The following is a 19,657-nucleotide window of genomic DNA, read 5'->3' as shown; positions in this document are numbered from 1 at the left end:
AATATGCTAAATTTGCATGAATTTCTAAAATTTATCAAATGAAAAGTAAATTGTGTAAATTTGATATAGAAGCTAAAATTATTAAATTAATTTTATATATTTACGAAAAAGTGAAATTTAAATGAAAGGAAGTTGTAAATTTAAAATAGTGGAAAATTTAAATGGAGAGCAGGTCGCTCTCCGTGGGATTATTTATCTCTTAAGCCAAGCTCAGAGATTAGTTTTGAATATGTAGTGTAGTCTTTGTTTTTAAGATACTTTAAAAGTCTTTTTCTTTGACCAACTAGTTTCAAAAGACCTAAACGTGATGAAAAGTCTTTTTTGAAAATTTTAAGGTGTTCTGTAAGTTCAGTTATTCTAGCTGTTAAAAGAGCTATTTGAACTTCTGGAGAGCCTGTATCTCCCTCTTTTCTAGCGAATTTCGCAACTATTTGAGCTTTTTTAGCCGAATCCAAAGCCATGATGACCTCCTGATTGGTGAATTTTGGAAGAGCGATTATAGCATTTAAAACATAAAGTTAGATAAAATTACGCTTTTTAAAAATTAATGAAAAATGCAGTAAAAATTTAATAAAATTAGGGCTATTTAAAGAGTTAAGGAAGATAAATGCTTTTTACAAAGGCAAGCGAATACGCTCTACTTTCGCTTATTTTAATATCTCAAAAATCATCGCCAGTTGATGTTGATACGATCTCAAATGAGCTTAAAATTTCAAAAAGTTTTCTGGCAAAAATTTTACAAAATTTAGCAAAAGATGGAGTTTTGAAGTCATTTAAAGGAGCAAATGGCGGTTTTGCACTAAACGGCGAACCTGAAAATTTAAGCATAAAAAAGATAATCGAATGCGCCGAAAAGCGCGAACTAAGCGTCTTTGAGTGCTCATCTTCAGCGCTGGGTTGCCCATCAAACAAAGCCTCAAGCTGTCAAATTTGGTCGATGTTTAGCGGCCTTCAAGGCAAGATCGACGAGATGCTTGACGCGATAAAACTAAGTGACATCGTTAAGAAGTAAAGTTGGCAAAGCAAAAAAATAATATCTTGACTCTTGTCGCACCGTTTCTTGCGCCAATTGTCAAATTTAAAAGTCTTAGCATCGTTGGCATCATCGTTGCCATCCTTGCTATCATCATCGTGCCGCTTCCAAGCGCGGTGCTTGACTTTTTCTTGGCATTTTCGATCTCGATTTCAGTGCTTATTATTTTGATATCTATTTACGTGCCAAAGCCGACTGACCTTAGCACGTTTCCGACGCTCATTCTCATTATCACGCTTTTTCGCCTATCGCTAAACATAGCAACTACGCGTATGATCTTAAGCGAGGGTCACAACGGCCCAGAAGCGGTCAGTGAGATCATCTCAAGCTTTGGAAATTTCGTCGTTGGTGGCAACTTTGTCATCGGCACCATCGTATTTTGTATCTTGGTGCTCATAAATTTCATGGTCGTAACAAAGGGCTCAACCCGCGTGAGTGAGGTGCAAGCTCGTTTTACACTTGATGCGATGCCTGGTAAGCAAATGGCGATAGATGCGGACCTAAACGCAGGTTTGATTGATGAAAAAACGGCGCGCGAAAGACGTCAAGCCATCATCGGCGAGGCAAATTTCTACGGCGCGATGGATGGTTCGTCTAAATTTATAAAAGGTGACGCCGTCGCTGGCATCATCATCACTATAATTAACATCATCGGCGGCTTTGCTATCGGCTCGTTTCAACACGGCCTTGATATGGCGACATCGGCTCAGTACTATACGATCCTAACTATCGGCGATGGCCTTGTGAGCCAGATCCCAGGACTTATCACTTCAACAGCGACTGCTATCATCATCACAAGGGCTAGCAAAGATGACGAGGATTTTGCAGAAGGCACGCTAAATCAGCTATTAGGCGACTATAAAACCTTGCTGATAGTGGGCTTCATACTATTTATGTTTGCCCTTGTGCCAGGACTTCCAACCCTATCTCTTGGCTTTATCGCGCTGCTATTTTTGGGGCTTGGCTACATCATCAAGCAGACAAAAGATGGCGGGCTAAATTTAAACCTTGCACCAAAAGAGAAAACTGCTTCTAAAAAAGCTGGAGCCGCTACGCCAAGTGGGGCAGGGGCGGCAGCTGCGAGTGGTGGGGCTGCTAAGGCACCAAAGAAGAGCGACGAAGAGATCGCAAGAGAAGAAGAGACAAAGATAAATGACATCTTAAAGCTTGAAATTTTAGAGCTTGACCTAGGATATGGACTACTAAAGCTAGCTGATGTGGATCTAATAGAGAGAATTCGCGCTATGAGGCGAAATATCGCTTCAAGTCTTGGCTTTTTGATGCCAAAGATAAGGATCCGCGACAACCTCCAACTACCACCAAACGAGTACCGCTTCAAGCTAAAAGGCATCGTGATCGGTCAGGGCGAAATTTATGCGGATAAATTTCTAGCGATGGATAGTGGTTTAGTTAGCGAGGATATCGAGGGGATTCCCACAAAGGAGCCAGCTTTTGGGCTAGACGCTCTTTGGATCGATGCTAGCGTCAAAGAGGACGCCATACTTAGTGGCTACACGATAGTTGATCCTGCAAGCGTCATCTCAACGCACATGAGCGAGCTTATCAAGCAAAATGCAGCCGAGCTTCTAACTCGCCAAGAGACGCAAAATTTACTAGATAAACTAAAGATCGACTACCCAGTAGTGGTCGAGGATACGTTAAGGATCGCACCTATAAATTTGATCCAAAAGGTCTTAAAAACGCTGCTTAAAGACAATATTCCGATCAAAGACCTGCTTAGCATACTTGAAGCCATTAGTGACATCGCCGAGGTTAGTAAAAATTTAGACATGATCATCGAGCACGTGCGTGCAGCGCTTTCGCGTGTCATCACTTCGCTTTATGTAGATGAAAAGGGACAGCTAAATTTCTACATCCTAGACACCGCCGCACAGCAAAAGCTTATGGATGCGGTGCAGTATAAAGACGGCGCCTATCACCTGATGATAAACGTGGCGCAGACATCATCTATCGTGCAAGCACTTAGGCGTGAAAAAGAGAAGCGGCCAATGAGCCAACACGGAGAAATGGTGCTTTGCGTGGAGCCAAGCTTGCGCAAATTTATAGCAAATATCTGCGCAAATTTTGCCATCGATATAGTGGTGCTAAGCTTTGCTGAGATCTCGGCAAATACGCCATTTGAAACAGTTGGCGTCATAGAAATAGAAAATTTATAAAGGAAAAAGATGAAAATTTATCACCTCTCACACACCGATCTTGACGGATACGGCGCGCAATACATAACAAATTTTTACTTCAAAGATGTGAAATTTCTAAACTCAAACTACGGCAGAGAGATAGATGATAAATTTGCTCAAATTCTATCTGAGATAGATGCCTCAAACGATGATAAAAACGTCATTTTAATCACCGATCTAAATTTAACTCCGGCTCAGTGCGAGAGCTTTGAGGAGATGATAGAGGGCAAAAATATAAAGCTATTTTTGCTAGATCATCACCAAAGCGGTGCCGAGTGCGCGAGCGCTTACTCATGGTACTTTTTAGATAGCTCAAGGTGCGCTACAAAGATCACTTACGACTTTTTTGCGGGAATTTTTGGCAAAAACAAGGAGTTTGAAATTTTTAGTGACGTCGTAAATGCCGTGGATATCTGGCTAAAAGATGATAAAAATTTCGAGATGGGCAAGGTCTGCTTGGGGCTTGTGGCAAACGCTAAAGAGATAAATAAGGTGATGTTTGAAGCTGAAAACAACCTCTATATGGATCATATCTTAAAAGAAGCTAGCAAATTTTTTAACGAGAAAAACGACTACATAGGCCTTGACATGCAGGTGCATGCTATAAAGAAGTCATTTTTCAAAGAGGATAAAGACGATACGCTAAGCAATCTAATCTCAAACTACGTCGTAAAAAAACTTAGTGAAAATAAAGAGAAATTTAGCATAAGCTATAAAGATCATAAAGGAATTTTAACCTACAATGTCGGCAATGTTTCTGTTATCGGCAACGATTTTTTGGTGGCAAATCCTGAATTTGACTTCTTTATCGACGTGACAAATAAAAAAACGCTAAGCTTTCGTGCAAATGGCAAGCTAGACGTTAGCGCCATGGCAAAACACCTAGTTGGTGGCGGCGGACACGTCAATGCTAGCGGCGGGCTGTTTGCAAATTTCAAAGATGGCTTTAGCTATGAGCCGATCAAGGCACAGATAGTTGATCTAATAACTAAAAAAACACAGGAGGAGATATGAAAGAAGAAGAGGTAAGCGTAGAGGAGCTTAGCTACGAGCTTAGCATGGTGCTTGAGGCGATGTTTTACTATGCTGGCGTGAAAAAAGATAAGCTTGAAGAGGCGGCAAATCTCTATGTAGAGTGCATCGACGATGCGCTAGAAAACTCTGACGCTAGCGGTAGCGACGAAGTCATAGAGATAGTTGAATATATGAAAAAACACCATTCAAAGTTATTTAAATAAGGAGAAAATATGAAGAAAATTTTAGTTTTAGCGGCGGCACTTTTTGCGTTAAATGCTATGGCAAATGAAAATTTAGACAAGGCAAATGAGCTTTATGCAAAGAAAAATTTTAACGAGGCCTATCTTGCTTTTAACAAAGCTTGCGGCGAAGGCGAGAAAAAGGCTTGCACGATGAATGCGATCATGCTATTTAACGGTGATGGCGTGGCAAAAGATAGAGCTCAGGCTGAGAAAATTTTTACAAAAATGTGCGACGAAAATGAGGGCATGGCCTGCGAAAAACTAGGCGAAATGACAGCTTATGGCCTCATAAAAGACAAAGATGATAATGAAGCAAAAAGCGAAGAGAAGGCAAAAGCTTTGTTTAAAAAAGCTTGCGACAACGGCTACAAACCAGCTTGTGACTTTGTAACAAAATAGATCAAAAAGGGCTTAAAATGGGCTACAAACATAAAGATTTGATAGGAACTAGAGAGCTTAGCAAGGAAGAAATTTTATATTTTCTAGAGGCGGCGAAAGAGTTTAAGGAGCTAAATTTAAGCCAAGTGAAAAAAAATGACTACCTTCGTGGAAAGACCACGATCAACGCATTTTATGAAAACTCGACAAGAACTAGAACATCCTTTGAGATCGCAGCAAAGAGGCTTGGAGCTGATACGATAAATTTCAGCTCGTCAAGCTCTAGTGTGACAAAGGGCGAGAGCCTAAATGACACGATGAATAACATGGCTGCGATGAGAACTGATATCATTGTGCTTCGTCACCCAAGCTCTGGAGCGGCAAAATTTGCAGCTGACAGGACAGAAGCTAGCGTCGTAAATGCAGGGGACGGCACAAATGAGCACCCAAGCCAAGCTTTGCTTGATCTTTTCACACTAAGAGAGCATGGCAAAATTTTGGATAAAAACCTAAACGTGGCTATCATCGGTGACATCGCTAGAAGCCGCGTGGCAAGGTCTGACATCTGGGCAATGAAGAAATTTGGCATAAATTTAAAGCTCTTTGCGCCAAGGATGATGATGCCAAAAGATGCTGAGGTCTTTGAATCTCAAATTTGCAAAAATATGGAGGAGGCTTGCGAGGGTAGCGACGTCATCATCATGCTTCGCATCCAACTAGAGCGTGGCGGTGCGGACGTGGCATTTCCAAGCTCGAGAGAGTACTCGAAATTCTTTGGACTAAATAAAAATAGGATAAAACTAGCAAAGCCTGATGCGATCGTGCTGCACCCAGGACCGATAAACAGGGGTGTGGAGCTAAACTCAGACGTGGCTGATGGCACGCACTCAGTCATACTAAATCAAGTTGAAAACGGCGTTGCTATAAGAATGGCGATACTAAATACGCTTGCAAAAAATAGGGGCTAACGATGAAAATAGCAATAATTAACGGCACTATCGTAAATAGCGACGAGAAATTTAAGGCAAATATCCTAATAGAAAACGGCAAAATAGCCAAAATCGGAAGTGAGAAATTTGAGGCTGATAAGGTCATAGACGCTACAAATAAGCTTGTCATGCCAGGACTTATCGACATGCACGTGCATTTTCGAGATCCTGGTCAAGAGTATAAAGATGACATCATTTCAGGCTCGCAGGCGGCCGTGGCTGGAGGAGTGACCACATGCCTTTGCATGGCTAACACAAACCCAGTAAATGACAATGCCTCGATCACAAGAGCGATGATAGAAAAGGCTAAAAACTGCGGACTGATCGATCTTTTACCGATTGCAGCCATTAGCAAAGGGCTTGGTGGCAACGAGATCGTTGAAATGGGTGACCTTATAGAAGCTGGTGCAGTTGCATTTAGCGACGACGGCCTACCAGTGACTAGCTCAAGCGTGATGAGAGCGGCACTTGAGTACTCAAGCATGTTTGGCAGCTTTTGTATAAGCCACTCAGAGGACTGCTCGCTTTGCAGGCAGGGCGTCATGCACGAGGGTAAGGTCTCGGCCATACTTGGACTTCGCGGCATGGCGAGAGAGAAAGAGGAGATCGCAGTGAGCCGTGATATGTTGCTCGCAAAACTCACCAAAGCGCACATCCACATCGCTCACGTAAGCTCGGAGTACTCGCTAAAGATCATCGAAATGGGCAAAAAAGAGGGCATAAACATCACTTGCGAAGCCACACCGCACCATTTTAGCTTTAGCGACGATGAAATTTTGAAAAATGCCTACGATACAAATTTCAAAATGTCGCCGCCACTTCGTGAGATAAGCGACGTAAAAGCGGTAAGAGAGGCGCTAAAAAGCGGACTAATAGACGTTATCGCCACCGATCATGCCCCACACCATACAGACGAAAAGATAGTGGAATTTGACAAGGCACCATTTGGTATCATCGGACTTCAAACCCTTGTGCCACTCACTCTTAAGCTCGTAAATGAGGGCGTTATAAGCTTAGAGCGCATGGTGGAGCTAACATCTACAAATGCGGCTAAGATGCTAAATTTAAAAGATAAGGGCAGGCTTGCTGAGGGCATGCTAGCTGACATCACGGTGATAGACCCTGAGATCGAGTACATTTATGATGAAAAGATAAACCGCTCAAAATCGGTAAATTCTCCACTCTTTGGCAAAAAGCTAAAAGGCGCAGCGACTACTACTATAAAAAGTGGCAAGATCGTTTATGAGTTTGGTAAATAGTCTAAATTTGCTCGCGTTTGCGGGCAAATTTGCTTTAGATGCTTTGAGATATAAAATTTGCTAGAAATTTCTAGCAAATTTTACTTTTTTATGAGTTATATTTTTTAACAATACCGCGAACTACTTTTTCTATAAAAAGTGCAGATGCAACTTCGCAGTGCTCTCTTGTAGAGTGAGGTGAGTAGATATTTGGTCCAATAGAACATGCACTAAGACCTGCTTTTTTCTCCAAAAGCACTCCACACTCAAGTCCAGCATGCACAGCTGTTATCCTTGCATTTGGCTTATAAATTTTAAGCTCTTCTAAGATATCGTTTGCAAATTTATCATTTATTGGTTTCCAAGCTGGATTTCTATCTTTTGAAATGACGTTAAAGCCAACCGCTTTTGCAAGCTCTGAAATTTCAAATTCCATTCTATTTAGGCCGTCTTTGCTCATTGACCTTGCGAAAAACTCCACTTCAAGCGTGCCGTCGTCTTTGATCTTTGCAAGTGAGAGATTGACGCTATCTTGTGGTATGCCTAGCTCGCAGTTATAGGCTCTTACGCCTTGTGAAAATGAGTTAATTAAAGCTAAAATTTTCTCGCCGTTTTCTAAAATTTCATCCCCCGTGCCAAGCTTTTTCACGCTTAAATTCTCACACTCACTCTTTAGCTCTTTATCGCTTAAAACCAGTGCAGTTGCGCCGCTTGGGATAGAGTTGCTTCGCTCCCCACCTTCAAATTTAACAAGCTTACAGCCATTTTTAGTAACAAATGCCGCTAAAACCTTGATCGCATTTGGGATATTTTTATGTATCTCGTTGCCAGAGTGTCCGCCAGGAAGTCCGCTCACTTTTACCTCATAAAGCGTGCTCTCTTTTGTTTTTTTGCTATTAAGCGCTATAGTGGCAAATAAATTTACACCGCCAGCGCAGCCGATAGTTACGCGGTCGTCCTCTTCGCTGTCTAAATTTAAAAGCTTATCGGCTTTTAGATCACCGCTAAAGCCAGCAGCTCCGACCATGCCGACCTCTTCGTTGTTTGTAAAGAGGCACTCTATGTCGTCAAATTCACTTATCATCTGCATCATGATAGCCACGCCTATGCCGTTATCGGCACCTAAAGATGAGTTTTTAGCCCTCATGTAGCCATCATCGCCATAAACTATCTCGATCTTTGGCGCGTCGCCCATGCAGACCATATCATAGTGGCTTTGCAAGCAAATTTTTGGCTTGCCTTTAAATGCATGAACGTTGCCAAAACTATCGACCACGACTTCACAGCCCTTATCTTTTGCATAGCTAGCCAGAAAATCACGCATCTTATCAGTCTCATAACTGCAGTGCGGTATCGTCGCAAGTGTTTCAAATTTCGCTAAAACTTCGCTCTTTGACATATTTGCCTCCTTTAAATTTATTTTATCTCGCCCTTATAGCCAGTCGCATCGACCGCCTTTAAAAGCTCTTTTTCATCGACCTTGTCATCTGCTATAACGACAGCTTTTCGCTCTTTTAGCGATACATCTGCCTTTTTTACGCCCTCAACGCTAAGTGCGGCCTTTCTAACAATCGCTGTGCAAAGCGGACAGTGCATGCTAGGCACTGAAATTTCTATCTTTTTATCAGCGTAGCTTGTAGCCACCAAAAGGGCTAAAACTAAAATTTTATGCATAAATTTCTCCTAAAAGCTCCGGATATGTAAGGAGTAAAAGTAGTATCACTCCAAAAAGTATATATATAAGTATCCATTTTTTCTTTTTATAGCTTAGGTTGCAGCTTTTTGGCTTGTAAAATAAAGCCACACCTGAGATCACAAAGCAAATGACGGCCACGACGCTTAAAGGGACGCGGTACTCGTATAAATTTTGTGTCCAAGATAGAAAAGAAAAAGATGTGCCAAAAAGCAAGAAAAGAAGTGCCGGCAAGCAGCACAAGGTAGCGCCGATAGCACTACCTATGGATGTTAGTATCAGCCAAAAGGCTCTCATTTTAGCTCTGTTGAGACGTAGTCGTAGCTAAATTCTTTTGGCGAATAGTAGTTTTGTGTGTTGCCATCAACTTCAGCGTATGGATAGCCAAAGTTGTTTAGCGGAGTTTGCTCTGGGGTTGGCTTTAAGATAAAGTCGCGTCCGTAGTTAAAGCCTATCCAGCACATCTCCCAGTTGCCAAAGCAATAATCCCTAACAGCTTTGATCTTTGCGTCGTCGTTTGTTAATTTCTCGCCCAGTCTCACCTTTGTAACGTCAGCTGGATCAACCGGTATCCAACCATAGCCTTTTAAGTAAAACTCAGCCCTGCAGTGCTGTCCGCCTGAAATTTTAGCCACGCCGTCTTTTGCGCTACCCATCTGATCTGAAAATCTAGACTGGCCAACCCTGATACCAAAAATCTCTCTTGCAGGGATACCAACTGATCTGCAAAGTCCCACAAAAACTGAGTTTATGTCGGTGCATTTGCCAACTAGTTTGCCACTTTCTAGTATCGCTTTAACGTCGCCTGTGCCACATCCAAGGATGCTGTTATCGCGCTGCATAGTGTTTGCAACCCACGTATAGATCGCTTTTGCACGCTCCAAATCGCCTTTAGTATTGCCGATAATCTCTAGCGCTTTTGCTCTTACAACACCGTCAGTTGGGATGTGTGAAGTTGGTTTTAAAAACTCTAAAATCGCAGGATCGACCTTCTCGTTTGGATCGTAATTTACCTTACTAAAGTCGGTATTGCGCTCTGTTGTTTGAATTTTAAACTGGATATTTAAAATAGGTCTTTGCTCATTTTCTTCAAATTCGCCATACATTGTTGGTATTAGCGTGTCTGAGATATAGACGTTTTTAGCTGTTGTGTTTATGACGTAGTCTTGGGTTAGTTGCTGATAAGTGGTGCTTAGTGGAAGGGGCAACCAAATTCTTGAGCTTTTGCCCTTTTCAAGAAGCTGGTGTTTAAAATTTACGTCGAAATTTCTAACTACTGGGTTTGCTGGCTCGTCGCTAGCTAGAGTGACACTTGGAAGCAGACTTGCTGCACCTAAAAAACTACTGAATTTAAAAAAATCTCTTCTTTGCATAAAATGCCTTTTTGCTTAATCTTAGCCAAACTTGGCTCTAAAACTGCCTGCTATTCTAGCATAAAATTTTTATTTATGATAAAATCCGCCACATGAAAAAGATTATATTTTTAGGCTTTATAGCGCTATTTTGCAACGGTTGTCTTTATATGAATGAGCGTGGAGTTTCGACGCAATATTATAATGATTGTAAAGAGTATTATGACGCGACTGGCACCTACCAAAAAGAGTGTCCGCACAACATCGTCGACTGGAAATAGCGTGGATCTTAGCAAATTTAACGAGCAGCAAAAGCAAATTTATAATAGGATAGAAAATTTAGCAAATTTTGATTGCGAATTTAGCCTTAGTGAGAGCGTAAATGTCAAATTTAAAGAGCTGAGCGCTGCGAGCAAAGATGAAATTTATAACCTCGCCCTTAGCCTAAAGCCTTGGCGAAAAGGGCCATTTTTGCTTGATGATATATATATAGATAGCGAGTGGCAAAGTTTTATTAAATTTAATATCCTTGCCCCACACCTAAATTTAGCTGGTAAGTGCGTGGCTGACGTGGGTTGCAACAATGGATATTATATGTTTAAGATGCTTGAGTACGGCCCAAAAAGCATAACTGGCTTTGACCCTAGCGTGCATACATATTTGCAGTTTGCTTTTTTAAATAAATTTATCCGCTCAAATATCACTTACGAGCTTCTTGGAGTAGAGAGCTTGCCAGAGTTTGGAGCGAAATTTGACACCATTTTTTGCCTTGGCGTGATATACCACAGAAGCGATCCTATAAAGATGCTAAAAGAGCTAAAAACCGCGCTAAATCCTGGCGGCGAGCTATTTTTAGACACGATGTATATAGATATGGATGGCGACTTTGCCCTAAGCCCAAAAGATAGATACTCAAAAATTCCAAATATCTACTTTGTGCCAACGCTTAGCGCGCTTCAAAACTGGTGCGAGAGGGCTAAATTTAAAGATTTTAGCTTGCTTGATACAAAGGCGACTGATCTAAACGAACAGCGAAAAACGCAGTGGATAGATGGCGAAAGTCTTGGAAATTTCTTAGACCCAGCCGATAATACAAAGACCATCGAGGGCTATCCGGCTCCAAAAAGAGCCTACGTGAGAGTTAAAATTTAAGGATAAATATGGCAGATGAAAATATTTTTGAAGCAAAAGACGAATCGCAAATAATCCTCCCAGAGGACGAAAACCCACTAAGAAACGAGATAAAAACAGCACCTTTAACAAAGCTAAATTTTAGTGGAACGGCATTTTTACTTGAGAAAAATCACGCAAAAACTAGATTTTTTGCCACAGCTGATATGGTGAGCGATGCTGAAGGACTCATACATAGCGGTTTTGTCTTCATGGGGGCAAACTACGCAGCGCTTTTAGCTATAAATGAAGAATTTTGCGTCAGCATCGGTGCTAGGATAAATTTCTTTGGACCGCTCAAGCTTGGCGATGTGGTCGAATTTGATGCGCAAGCAAGGTTTGAAGAGAGCAGAAAAAGAGAGGTGAAAGTGATAGGCTATGTAAAAGAGATCAAGATATTTGAGGGTGTCTTTCAGCTAGTCACACTTGAAGAGCATATCTTTGTCGCTCAGCAAAAAAATATCCAAAAAGAAGCCGCTATAAGACAAAAGAAAGAGCGCGAAGAGGCGCAGGCTAAAAACAACGGCTAAATTTAACTGATGAGATATAAATTTCTCATCTTTTAACTTCAAATAAACTAAAATTTTTAAAGACAAATCTTATCTCATTATCTTATTTTGGTAAACAATCGGTAATAATTTTTGAAATTTTTAACGAAATTTAAGCTATAAAATTAATTTTCTATGATAATATCCTTTCAAAACATTTTTATCAAAAGGAGATTTAGATGAAACTTACAAAAGTTAGCTTAGCTGCTTTGGTTGCTTTAGGTGCATTTTCAAGCGTTGCAAGTGCAACTCCACTTGAAGAAGCTATAAAAAACGTAGATCTTTCAGGATTTGCAAGATATCGTTATACAAATGATTTTATAAAAAATTCAAAAGTTAATGATACTGCTAAAGGTAGTGGTGCTGGTCATGCGTTTAGAATGGAGACAGCATTTAAAGCTGCGATCGATGATAACTTCTTTGGTGTTTTGAGACTAAGATATTCTGCTACAGATGGTTCTGGTGATAATGCAGGAGTTGGTACAGATAAAACAAATACAACAGGCACTTTTGGTGTTTATGAGATGTATCTAGGCTACAAAGTAGCTAATACTACTATCACAGCTGGTAAACAACTTGTCAAAGGTTTCTTCATTGATAGTGATATAGCTGGCACTGGTCTAAAAGTAGTAAGTACTGACGTACCTGGTCTTACTTTAACAGCTGCTGCTTATGATGCTATTGATAACGATGCTGAAATAGATCGAAATGCTCCAGTTGCTCCAGCAGTAGTCGGTACACCAAAAAAAGATGCTTTTGGACATATTAAATATAAAGCTAAAAGCCCAGATATAGATGGTCCATTATTGTCAAGACTTGGCAGTGATGAATTTAGTGATGCTGCTGGCAATATCTATAACTTAGGTGCTATGGGTAACTATGATCCAGTATCATTTAAAGTTGCAATTACAAATATCCAAGAGGTTGCTACACTTTATGGCACTGAAGCTGGTGTAAGCTTTAATGTAACAGATGATGTAAATCTAAACTTAAAAGGCCAGTATGCTTATAGTGACTCAGATCATAAAAAAGTAGCTGATGCAACTTTCTGGGCAGTACAAGCTGGCACAAAACTATTTGGTGCTAAACTTAACGCTGGTTATTTAGACTTTGACGCTAAAAACAAAGAAAATGATGCTAAAAACAAAGATAAAATCGCATTTACATCAATTGATGGAAATGGCGAGCTAATCAACCCAACTAAAATACTAAATGGTGTAATGTCTGGTGGATCACAATACTATAACAACATCAAGGGCAACAACGATTACTGGTTTGTTAATGCTGGATATGATATAGATAAATTTGGCTTTGGTGCTGGATATACTCAAGGTAAAGGTACAAGCTATGCGCTTGGCAAAGAGAGAGCAAAAAGAAACGAATGGTCTCTTGATGCTAGCTATAAATACAGCAAAAAACTCACATTCCTTTCTTGGTATGCAGCTGCTAAAGACAAAAAAGACGGCGAAAGCTACAAACAAGATCGTATCAGATTTGAAGCAAAATATAGCTTCTAAAAACATTTATCCGAGCGAGCTTTCGCTCGGATCTTCTTTTAACCATAAATCTTTTTAATAAAAACAAAATTTTACAAGCACCTTATAAAAAAATAGTTATTTAATCTAAAAGTTTTTTATTAATAAGAATATTAACTTTTTTCTACGATCTTCACCCATCTATCAAGCTCTTGTTGCTCGGCTTTTAGCGTGCTACTTTCCCCGTGTCCTGGGTAAAGTGCGAAGTCGCCCTTTAGATTTTTGCATTTTTCTAAGCTTTCTAGCATCTCATCTTTATCTGAATATGGAAAGTCCCAGCGTCCGATGCTACCTTTAAATAAAAAATCTCCACTAAACATCGCATCATCTATCTCTATCATCGAACAGCCCGGTGTGTGCCCTGGAAAATGGTGAAATTTAAAAGAAAATTCATCCACTACAAAGCTCTCATCGCCTTGAGCCAAAACATCTGGCACAAAGGTATTTTTCATATAGCCAAAAATGTTACTCTCGCACATAAAAGCATCAAATTTATTGATATAAACTGGGATTTTTAGCTCATTTTTTAGCTCGCTCACGTCGTAAATATGGTCAAAATGCCCATGAGTGCAAAGTATTGCCTTTAAATTTTGTGCATTTTGCAAAACCCACTCTTTTGCCCCATCGCCTGGGTCTATCACTAAACTTGAGCCATTTTTGGTGACGATGTAGCAATTTGTCCCAAAATCGCCAAAACTTTTATGCATTACTCTCATTTCTTACCTTAAATTTATTATTTCTTAAATATTTGCATCTTTTTACTTAAACTTAAAGAAAAATTTTAAATTTACTTAGTATAATCTTTTCAAAAGGAAGCAAATTTAGGCAAAGGGATAATGAAGGGGTATCAAAAAATAGAAGAAACCTTAGTTTTTAGCTTAAAAGATAAAACTAAAGGTAAAAAACTACTATTAGGCGTAAGCGGTGGTATTGATTCTGCTGTGGTTGCGACACTTTGTGCGAGAGCAAAGCCAGATGAAACTCACGCACTCATCATGCCAACAGCATCATCAAACAAAGAAAATATGGACGATGCCTTAAATTTATGCGAAAAACTAAACATAAAATATAAGGTTTTATCCATAGAGGGCATTTTAAATGCCTTTTACGAAACGATAGATGTAAATTTAAGCAATTTAAGAAAAGGGAATTTGGCAGCTAGAGTTAGAATGAGCTTGCTTTATGATTATTCATCTAGTATAAACGCTCTGGTCATCGGCACAAGCAACAAAAGTGAGCTTATGCTTGGTTATGGCACGATATTTGGGGATTTGGCGTGCGCGATAAATCCTATCGGGGAGCTTTATAAGAGTGAAATTTTTGAATTTGCAAAACATCTTGGTGTTGATGAAAATTTTATCAAAAAAGCACCTTCGGCTGATCTTTGGGATGGGCAAAGTGACGAGGGCGACATAGGTTACAGCTATGCTGTTATCGACGAGATTTTACAAAATTTAGAAAATAACAAGGAGCAAGCCATCAAAAAGTTTGGATTAAAAGCGGTCTTGGATATAGAAAATAGAGTTGTGTCAAACAGGTTTAAACGACAAATGCCGTTGATAGTGAAAATTTAAAGGATTAAAGATGAGAGAAATTCCGTTTTACAAACCAACTATCACTGAGCGTGAGAGTGAGCTTATCGAAGAGGCTTTGCATTCTGAAAATACCACCGATACGGTTGCTAAATTTGAAGAAAAGCTAAAAGAGTACTTTGGTGCTAAATTTGTTATCACTACAAATAACATCGCAGCAGCGCATCATCTGGCTCTAAGTGCGATGGATACAAAGCGCGGTGACAAGGTCATCTGCTCAGTAAATGCCTTCCCTAGCGTGGCTCAGGCTGTTAGACATTTTGATGCCGAGCCTATCTTTGTTGATATCGATGAAGAGGACTTTAACATCAGCCCAGAAGCCCTTGAAAAGGTACTAAAAGAGCAAAATCACAAAAAACTAAAATGTGCTTTTATCTCACACATCGCTGGACAAAGTGCTAGGCTTGATGAGATAAAGGCTATCTGCGAAAAATACGGCATCGTCGTTTTAGATGATGCAAACCGAGGCATAGGACTAACTTATAATGGCAAAAAAGTTGGTTCAGACTCGTTTTTGTCATGCTTTCAGACAAACTCACGCGTACAAAATCCTATCTCAACAGTTGGATTTTTCACGACAAATGACGAAGAGGTCTATAAAAAAGCAAAACTACTTCGTAACTACGCCCTTGTAAATGGTATAGATAAATTTGGTAGTTTAAGCTACATCTACGACGTCGTTGATATCGGTTTAAAATACGACATAAACTCGATAAATGCGGCATTTTCTATCGCTCAGCTTGAAAAGACAGACGAGCTTATAAAACGTAGAAAAAAGATCGCTGAAATTTACGATAAAGAGCTTAAAGAGTGTCACAACATCACAACTCCAGTCAAAAAACGCGAGCACATCTACACTCAGTACATCATCAAGATAAATAAAAACCGCGACAGCTTTGCTAGAGAGCTTTTGGAGCGTGGAATTCACACTTCGCTGCACTACATACCGATACATTTGCTAAGCTATTATAAAAATAAATATTCGCTTAAAGTAAATGACTTCCCAAATGCTCTAAAAGCGTATCAACAAGTTTTGTCGCTACCTATCTATCATAGTTTGAGCGACGAAGAGGTGCAATACATCTGCAACACGGTAAAAGAAATTTCTAAATCTCGTGTTTAAGAAATTTAACATCTTTTTACACTCTTGGGCGAATGACTACTTCTTTCGCCCAAATTTATTTCAAATTTTACTAGCATTTTTACTTTTGCCACTAAGTCTTATCTACGCTTTAGTCGTTGTTTGCAAGAAATTTAGCGCGCAAAAAAAAGAGTTTGGTATAAAAATAATTAGCGTTGGAAACTTAACCCTTGGAGGAAGCGGCAAGACCCCACTTTGCGTCGCTATCGCTAAGAATTACGAGGGCGCTTTTATCGTGCTTAGAGGCTATAAAAGAAAGAGTAAAGGCATGCAGGTTGTCGCTAGGGATGGCGAAATTTTACTTGACGTGGCGGCAAGTGGCGATGAGGCGATGATATACGCTACAAGCCTTAAAAACGCAAATGTGATCGTTAGCGAAGATAGAAAAATAGCCATAGAGTATGCCAAAACTCAGGGCGCGAAGTATATCTTGCTAGATGATGGATTTTCTAAATTTGACATAGCTAAATTTGACATCTTGGTGCGTCCAAACCCAGAGCCAAAGCTAAGGCTTTGCCTGCCAAGTGGGGCTTATAGATATCCATTTAGCTTTTATAAATTTGGTGATTTTATAGCGTGCGAGGGGCAAACTCACTTTAGAAAGAGTGAAATTTTAAATAAAAGCGAAAAAATGGTGCTAGTTACCGCCATAGCAAACCCAGCCCGCCTTGAGGCATTTTTTAGCGAGTGTGTGGGACAGGTCTTTTTCCCTGATCACTACGACTTTTCAAAAGAAGAGCTAAGTGAAATTTTGCAAAGTTATGGCGCGACCTCGCTTTTGATGACGCAAAAGGACTATGTAAAGGTAAAGGATTTTGGGCTAAGGGTATCGCTTATCACGCTTGAAGTTACGCTAAGTGAGGAGTTTAAAAAGGTTTTGGCGAAGCAAATTTAAGCCCATTTTGTTATAATGAGCCACTTTTTAAAAGGAAAATTTAGATCAAAATGAGAATTTTAATCACCTCAGTCGCAAAGAAAAAAGAGGCAAAAAAACTAAGCAAAAAGCTCGTGAAAAAGGGACTTGCAGCTTGCGTGAGTAGCTTTAGCGCAAAGAGCATTTATCTTTGGCAAGAGAAGCTTTGTGATGAAAAAGAGCAAATTTTACTCATAAAAACGGACGTGAAATTTAAAAAAGTAGCTAAATTTATAAGAAAGTACCACAGCTATGAAACTCCAGAAATTTTGGCACTTAAGCCAAAAGAGGTATTTAAAAAATATGAAAATTGGATAAAAAAATCAACCAAAAAAGGCAAAAAATGAGACTAACACCAACTAGAAGCGTAAAAGATGAAAAGGTAAAAAATGTAAATTTAAGCACAGCTATGCTTAGCCCAAGCTCCGCTCACGGCGGACTTTACGCACCAAAGAAGCTACCAAAGATCACAAAGGCAAAGTGGCAAGAGCTCTCAAGCCTAACCTACGAAAAGCTCGCACTTCACATCATCTCGCTATTTAAATTTGACGTGTCAGAGGCGTTTTTCAAAAAGGCTCTCAAAAGATATGCAAGCTTTGATGATCCAAAACACCCAGTCATTTTTAAAAAAATAGATAAAAATTTATACGTAAATGAGCTATATCACGGCCCAACAAGGGCGTTTAAGGATATGGCGCTTCAGCCTTTTGGCTCGCTGCTTAGCCAGCTAGCAAAAGAGAGGGGCGAAAGATACCTTATCATGTGCGCAACTAGCGGCGACACGGGTCCTGCGACACTTCAAACCTTTGCAAATGATGAAAATATAAAGGTCGTCTGCCTCTATCCAGATGGTGGCACGAGCGAGGTGCAAAAGCTTCAGATGCAGACCATGCAGGGTGAAAATTTAAAGGTTTTTGGCATAAAAGGCGACTTTGATGACGCTCAAAGAGCGCTAAAAACACTGCTTGCAAATGATAAATTTAAATCTGAGCTTAAGAAAAAGCGCCTTAAACTAAGCGCGGCAAACTCGGTAAATTTTGGCAGAATCCTCTTTCAGATCATCTACCACGCCTACGCCTACGCAAATTTACTAAAACAAAAGGCACTTAAAGCAAACGAGAGCTTTGACATCATCGTGCCAAGTGGAAATTTTGGCAACGCTCTTGGGGCGTATTACGCTAAAAAAATGGGCGCAAAGATCGGCAAGATCAAGATCGCCTCAAACGCAAACAACATCTTGACGCAGTTTTTCACCACCGGCGTTTACGACCTAAGAGATAAAAAGCTGGTTAAGACGATAAGCCCAGCCATGGACATTTTAATAAGCTCAAACGTCGAGCGCTTGCTGTTTGATAAATTTGGCAGCGAGCGAACTAATGAGCTTATGCAAAGCCTAGCCAAAAATAAATTTTATAAGCTTAGCAAGCAAGAGCTTGAAGCGCTAAAAGAGGACTTTGAAGCTAGCTGGTGCGACGACAAAGAGTGCGAGGCATACATAGCAAAGCTCGCAAAGAGCGGCTACGCGATCGATCCACATACGGCTACTTGCTTTAAGATGTTGGATGCTGGCCGCATAAACGTCATCACATCGACCGCGCACTGGGTGAAATTTACGCCAAGCATGATCAAAGCGTGCCAGATCAAAGATACAAAAGATGAAAAAGATGAAAAAGATGCGCTCGCAAAGACTGCTAAAATCTTAAATGACAGCGTGCCAAGCTCGATAAACTCGCTATTTAGCGCGAAAATTTTACACAAAAATATCATAAAAGAGGACGAGATCGAAAAGTGCGTCCTAGAATGGATCGAGCGATGATAATCATCCCAGCTCGCCTTGCCTCAACAAGGTTTAGTAATAAAATTTTAAAAGAGATAAACGGCGTGCCGATGTTTGTGGCGACGGCTCTTAGAGTAAGCGGCGTGGATGATGTGGCGGTTGCGGTGGATGAGCCAAGCGTGCTTGATATCGCCAAGGCTCACGGCATAAAAGCGGTGCTAACTAGTAAAGATCATCAAAGTGGCACTGACAGGATAAACGAAGCGGCGCAAATTTTGGGGTTAAGAGAGAGCGAGATCATCATAAATGTTCAGGCTGATGAGCCATTTATCGAGCCTGAAAATATCGCTAAATTTAGGGCATTTTGCGAGCAAAATAGGCAAAATGCCTTTATGTTTTCTTGCTACAAAAAGATGGACGATGAGTTTGCGGATGATAAAAATTTAGTCAAAGTGGTGACTGATTTTGAGGGCTACGCGCTTTATTTTTCAAGATCGAGGATACCATTTAACAGAAGCGAGTGCAAAAGCTACAAGGCGCACCTTGGTATCTACGGATACAGCGTAAAAAGCCTAAAAGAGTTTTGCGGCCTCATGCCTTCAAGCCTTGAAAACACAGAAAAACTCGAGCAACTGCGCGCCTTAGAAAATGGCAAAAAAATAGCTATGCTAGAGGTTGAAAGTCAAAGTATCGGCATCGATAGCGAAGAGGACTACCAAAGAGCGCTAGCTAAATTTGGCAAAAAGTAATGTAAATAAATTCTCTTTAATAAACATATGTATTAAAGAGAATTTTGGTGTATTTTATAGTTTTATTTTTATAGACCTTGATATAAAAATAT

Annotated in this window: 23 protein-coding genes; 17 read left to right on the top strand and 6 right to left on the bottom strand. The window is 40.2% G+C overall.

What is annotated here, in order from left to right:
- Positions 1 to 188: 188 nt before the first annotated feature.
- Positions 189 to 461, bottom strand: a complete 273-nt coding sequence (gene rpsO, locus CVS89_RS06890; protein WP_004317763.1) for a 30S ribosomal protein S15 — start codon at positions 459 to 461, stop codon at positions 189 to 191.
- A 146-nt stretch (positions 462 to 607) separates the two neighbouring features.
- On the opposite strand from rpsO, the gene CVS89_RS06885 reads away from it, so the two are divergent.
- The 7 genes from CVS89_RS06885 to CVS89_RS06855 are packed head-to-tail and all read left to right on the top strand — an operon-like array spanning position 608 to position 7,116.
- Positions 608 to 1,012, top strand: a complete 405-nt coding sequence (locus tag CVS89_RS06885; protein WP_004317794.1) for an Rrf2 family transcriptional regulator — start codon at positions 608 to 610, stop codon at positions 1,010 to 1,012.
- Positions 1,013 to 1,014: 2 nt separating this feature from the next.
- Positions 1,015 to 3,210, top strand: coding sequence for a flagellar biosynthesis protein FlhA (gene flhA / locus CVS89_RS06880; protein ID WP_107847673.1), 2,196 nt, complete (start codon positions 1,015 to 1,017; stop codon positions 3,208 to 3,210).
- A gap of 9 nt (positions 3,211 to 3,219) precedes the next feature.
- Positions 3,220 to 4,245, top strand: a complete 1,026-nt coding sequence (locus CVS89_RS06875) for a DHH family phosphoesterase (protein ID WP_107847674.1) — start codon at positions 3,220 to 3,222, stop codon at positions 4,243 to 4,245.
- A complete protein-coding gene (locus CVS89_RS06870) occupies positions 4,242 to 4,469 on the top strand; it encodes a hypothetical protein (RefSeq protein WP_021089755.1) in 228 nt (75 codons plus the stop codon). Before CVS89_RS06875 ends, CVS89_RS06870 begins: the two co-directional genes overlap by 4 nt.
- A gap of 9 nt (positions 4,470 to 4,478) precedes the next feature.
- On the top strand, positions 4,479 to 4,889 hold the full coding sequence (locus tag CVS89_RS06865) for a tetratricopeptide repeat protein (protein ID WP_021085857.1): 411 nt from the start codon (positions 4,479 to 4,481) through the stop codon (positions 4,887 to 4,889).
- A gap of 17 nt (positions 4,890 to 4,906) precedes the next feature.
- Complete coding sequence (locus CVS89_RS06860; protein ID WP_002942659.1) at positions 4,907 to 5,836, top strand: aspartate carbamoyltransferase catalytic subunit; 930 nt, start codon at positions 4,907 to 4,909, stop codon at positions 5,834 to 5,836.
- A gap of 2 nt (positions 5,837 to 5,838) precedes the next feature.
- Positions 5,839 to 7,116, top strand: coding sequence for a dihydroorotase (locus CVS89_RS06855; RefSeq protein WP_107847675.1), 1,278 nt, complete (start codon positions 5,839 to 5,841; stop codon positions 7,114 to 7,116).
- A gap of 88 nt (positions 7,117 to 7,204) precedes the next feature.
- Here the strand turns inward: CVS89_RS06855 and CVS89_RS06850 are convergent, their stop codons facing one another.
- The 4 genes from CVS89_RS06850 to CVS89_RS06835 are packed head-to-tail and all read right to left on the bottom strand — an operon-like array spanning position 7,205 to position 10,161.
- Complete coding sequence (locus CVS89_RS06850; RefSeq protein ID WP_107847676.1) at positions 7,205 to 8,494, bottom strand: M28 family peptidase; 1,290 nt, start codon at positions 8,492 to 8,494, stop codon at positions 7,205 to 7,207.
- Positions 8,495 to 8,511: 17 nt separating this feature from the next.
- Positions 8,512 to 8,769 carry a heavy-metal-associated domain-containing protein gene (locus CVS89_RS06845; RefSeq protein WP_103640117.1) on the bottom strand — a complete coding sequence of 86 codons (258 nt, stop codon included), beginning with the start codon at positions 8,767 to 8,769 and terminating at the stop codon, positions 8,512 to 8,514.
- A complete protein-coding gene (locus tag CVS89_RS06840; RefSeq protein WP_009294140.1) occupies positions 8,762 to 9,085 on the bottom strand; it encodes a hypothetical protein in 324 nt (107 codons plus the stop codon). The genes CVS89_RS06845 and CVS89_RS06840 overlap by 8 nt, the downstream gene beginning before the upstream one ends.
- Complete coding sequence (locus CVS89_RS06835; protein WP_021084318.1) at positions 9,082 to 10,161, bottom strand: transglutaminase-like domain-containing protein; 1,080 nt, start codon at positions 10,159 to 10,161, stop codon at positions 9,082 to 9,084. The genes CVS89_RS06840 and CVS89_RS06835 overlap by 4 nt, the downstream gene beginning before the upstream one ends.
- A gap of 92 nt (positions 10,162 to 10,253) precedes the next feature.
- Between CVS89_RS06835 and CVS89_RS06830 the strand changes: the two genes are divergently transcribed.
- The 4 genes from CVS89_RS06830 to CVS89_RS06815 all read left to right on the top strand — a co-directional run bounded on the left by CVS89_RS06830 (position 10,254) and on the right by CVS89_RS06815 (position 13,375).
- Positions 10,254 to 10,421 carry a hypothetical protein gene (locus tag CVS89_RS06830; RefSeq protein ID WP_002942642.1) on the top strand — a complete coding sequence of 56 codons (168 nt, stop codon included), beginning with the start codon at positions 10,254 to 10,256 and terminating at the stop codon, positions 10,419 to 10,421.
- A gap of 1 nt (position 10,422) precedes the next feature.
- Positions 10,423 to 11,292, top strand: a complete 870-nt coding sequence (gene cmoB / locus CVS89_RS06825; RefSeq protein WP_233091247.1) for a tRNA 5-methoxyuridine(34)/uridine 5-oxyacetic acid(34) synthase CmoB — start codon at positions 10,423 to 10,425, stop codon at positions 11,290 to 11,292.
- Between the two features lie 8 nt (positions 11,293 to 11,300).
- Complete coding sequence (locus CVS89_RS06820) at positions 11,301 to 11,840, top strand: thioesterase (RefSeq protein WP_103568543.1); 540 nt, start codon at positions 11,301 to 11,303, stop codon at positions 11,838 to 11,840.
- A 197-nt stretch (positions 11,841 to 12,037) separates the two neighbouring features.
- The gene (locus CVS89_RS06815; protein ID WP_107847678.1) at positions 12,038 to 13,375 is read left to right on the top strand and encodes a major outer membrane protein; all 1,338 of its coding nucleotides are present in this window, start codon (positions 12,038 to 12,040) and stop codon (positions 13,373 to 13,375) included.
- 131 nt (positions 13,376 to 13,506) lie between these two features.
- Here CVS89_RS06815 and CVS89_RS06810 read toward each other — a convergent pair whose 3' ends face one another.
- Complete coding sequence (locus CVS89_RS06810; protein ID WP_107847679.1) at positions 13,507 to 14,109, bottom strand: MBL fold metallo-hydrolase; 603 nt, start codon at positions 14,107 to 14,109, stop codon at positions 13,507 to 13,509.
- A gap of 120 nt (positions 14,110 to 14,229) precedes the next feature.
- Between CVS89_RS06810 and CVS89_RS06805 the strand changes: the two genes are divergently transcribed.
- Genes CVS89_RS06805 through kdsB form a run of 6 tightly spaced genes read left to right on the top strand, consistent with a single transcriptional unit; the run spans position 14,230 to position 19,565 of the window.
- Entirely contained in the window at positions 14,230 to 14,967 is a 738-nt protein-coding gene (locus CVS89_RS06805; RefSeq protein WP_009294132.1) for an NAD+ synthase, read from the top strand.
- A 10-nt stretch (positions 14,968 to 14,977) separates the two neighbouring features.
- Complete coding sequence (locus CVS89_RS06800) at positions 14,978 to 16,108, top strand: DegT/DnrJ/EryC1/StrS family aminotransferase (RefSeq protein ID WP_002942695.1); 1,131 nt, start codon at positions 14,978 to 14,980, stop codon at positions 16,106 to 16,108.
- Positions 16,101 to 17,021 carry a tetraacyldisaccharide 4'-kinase gene (locus CVS89_RS06795; protein WP_107847680.1) on the top strand — a complete coding sequence of 307 codons (921 nt, stop codon included), beginning with the start codon at positions 16,101 to 16,103 and terminating at the stop codon, positions 17,019 to 17,021. The genes CVS89_RS06800 and CVS89_RS06795 overlap by 8 nt, the downstream gene beginning before the upstream one ends.
- A 50-nt stretch (positions 17,022 to 17,071) precedes the next feature.
- Positions 17,072 to 17,386: a divalent-cation tolerance protein CutA gene (gene cutA, locus CVS89_RS10320; protein ID WP_103606942.1), complete on the top strand. Its 315-nt coding sequence runs from the start codon at positions 17,072 to 17,074 to the stop codon at positions 17,384 to 17,386.
- Positions 17,383 to 18,855: a threonine synthase gene (gene thrC, locus CVS89_RS06785; protein ID WP_107847681.1), complete on the top strand. Its 1,473-nt coding sequence runs from the start codon at positions 17,383 to 17,385 to the stop codon at positions 18,853 to 18,855. The genes cutA and thrC overlap by 4 nt, the downstream gene beginning before the upstream one ends.
- Positions 18,852 to 19,565 (top strand): 3-deoxy-manno-octulosonate cytidylyltransferase, encoded by a 714-nt coding sequence (gene kdsB, locus CVS89_RS06780; RefSeq protein ID WP_107847682.1) that lies wholly within the window; start codon positions 18,852 to 18,854, stop codon positions 19,563 to 19,565. Before thrC ends, kdsB begins: the two co-directional genes overlap by 4 nt.
- Positions 19,566 to 19,657 lie beyond the last annotated feature (92 nt).

The sequence above is a fragment of the Campylobacter concisus genome, assembly GCF_003048615.2.
Lineage (GTDB): Bacteria > Campylobacterota > Campylobacteria > Campylobacterales > Campylobacteraceae > Campylobacter_A > Campylobacter_A concisus_C.
Note: the sequence above shows the minus strand (reverse complement) of the source record. Positions and strands in the feature narration are given on the sequence as shown.

Bases quoted from the DNA above. Each gene is read 5' to 3' on its own strand.
- CVS89_RS06870 (WP_021089755.1), top strand. From the start codon at position 4,242: ATGAAAGAAGAAGAGGTAAGCGTAGAGGAGCTTAGCTACGAGCTTAGC.
- CVS89_RS06875 (WP_107847674.1), top strand. From the start codon at position 3,220: ATGAAAATTTATCACCTCTCACACACCGATCTTGACGGATACGGCGCG.
- CVS89_RS06885 (WP_004317794.1), top strand. From the start codon at position 608: ATGCTTTTTACAAAGGCAAGCGAATACGCTCTACTTTCGCTTATTTTA.
- CVS89_RS06845 (WP_103640117.1), bottom strand. From the start codon at position 8,769: ATGCATAAAATTTTAGTTTTAGCCCTTTTGGTGGCTACAAGCTACGCT.
- CVS89_RS06800 (WP_002942695.1), top strand. From the start codon at position 14,978: ATGAGAGAAATTCCGTTTTACAAACCAACTATCACTGAGCGTGAGAGT.
- CVS89_RS06835 (WP_021084318.1), bottom strand. From the start codon at position 10,161: ATGCAAAGAAGAGATTTTTTTAAATTCAGTAGTTTTTTAGGTGCAGCA.
- kdsB (WP_107847682.1), top strand. From the start codon at position 18,852: ATGATAATCATCCCAGCTCGCCTTGCCTCAACAAGGTTTAGTAATAAA.
- CVS89_RS06850 (WP_107847676.1), bottom strand. From the start codon at position 8,494: ATGTCAAAGAGCGAAGTTTTAGCGAAATTTGAAACACTTGCGACGATA.
- CVS89_RS06805 (WP_009294132.1), top strand. From the start codon at position 14,230: ATGAAGGGGTATCAAAAAATAGAAGAAACCTTAGTTTTTAGCTTAAAA.
- rpsO (WP_004317763.1), bottom strand. From the start codon at position 461: ATGGCTTTGGATTCGGCTAAAAAAGCTCAAATAGTTGCGAAATTCGCT.
- CVS89_RS06840 (WP_009294140.1), bottom strand. From the start codon at position 9,085: ATGAGAGCCTTTTGGCTGATACTAACATCCATAGGTAGTGCTATCGGC.
- CVS89_RS06815 (WP_107847678.1), top strand. From the start codon at position 12,038: ATGAAACTTACAAAAGTTAGCTTAGCTGCTTTGGTTGCTTTAGGTGCA.
- CVS89_RS06860 (WP_002942659.1), top strand. From the start codon at position 4,907: ATGGGCTACAAACATAAAGATTTGATAGGAACTAGAGAGCTTAGCAAG.
- thrC (WP_107847681.1), top strand. From the start codon at position 17,383: ATGAGACTAACACCAACTAGAAGCGTAAAAGATGAAAAGGTAAAAAAT.
- CVS89_RS06820 (WP_103568543.1), top strand. From the start codon at position 11,301: ATGGCAGATGAAAATATTTTTGAAGCAAAAGACGAATCGCAAATAATC.
- CVS89_RS06855 (WP_107847675.1), top strand. From the start codon at position 5,839: ATGAAAATAGCAATAATTAACGGCACTATCGTAAATAGCGACGAGAAA.
- CVS89_RS06830 (WP_002942642.1), top strand. From the start codon at position 10,254: ATGAAAAAGATTATATTTTTAGGCTTTATAGCGCTATTTTGCAACGGT.
- CVS89_RS06865 (WP_021085857.1), top strand. From the start codon at position 4,479: ATGAAGAAAATTTTAGTTTTAGCGGCGGCACTTTTTGCGTTAAATGCT.
- CVS89_RS06810 (WP_107847679.1), bottom strand. From the start codon at position 14,109: ATGAGAGTAATGCATAAAAGTTTTGGCGATTTTGGGACAAATTGCTAC.
- cutA (WP_103606942.1), top strand. From the start codon at position 17,072: ATGAGAATTTTAATCACCTCAGTCGCAAAGAAAAAAGAGGCAAAAAAA.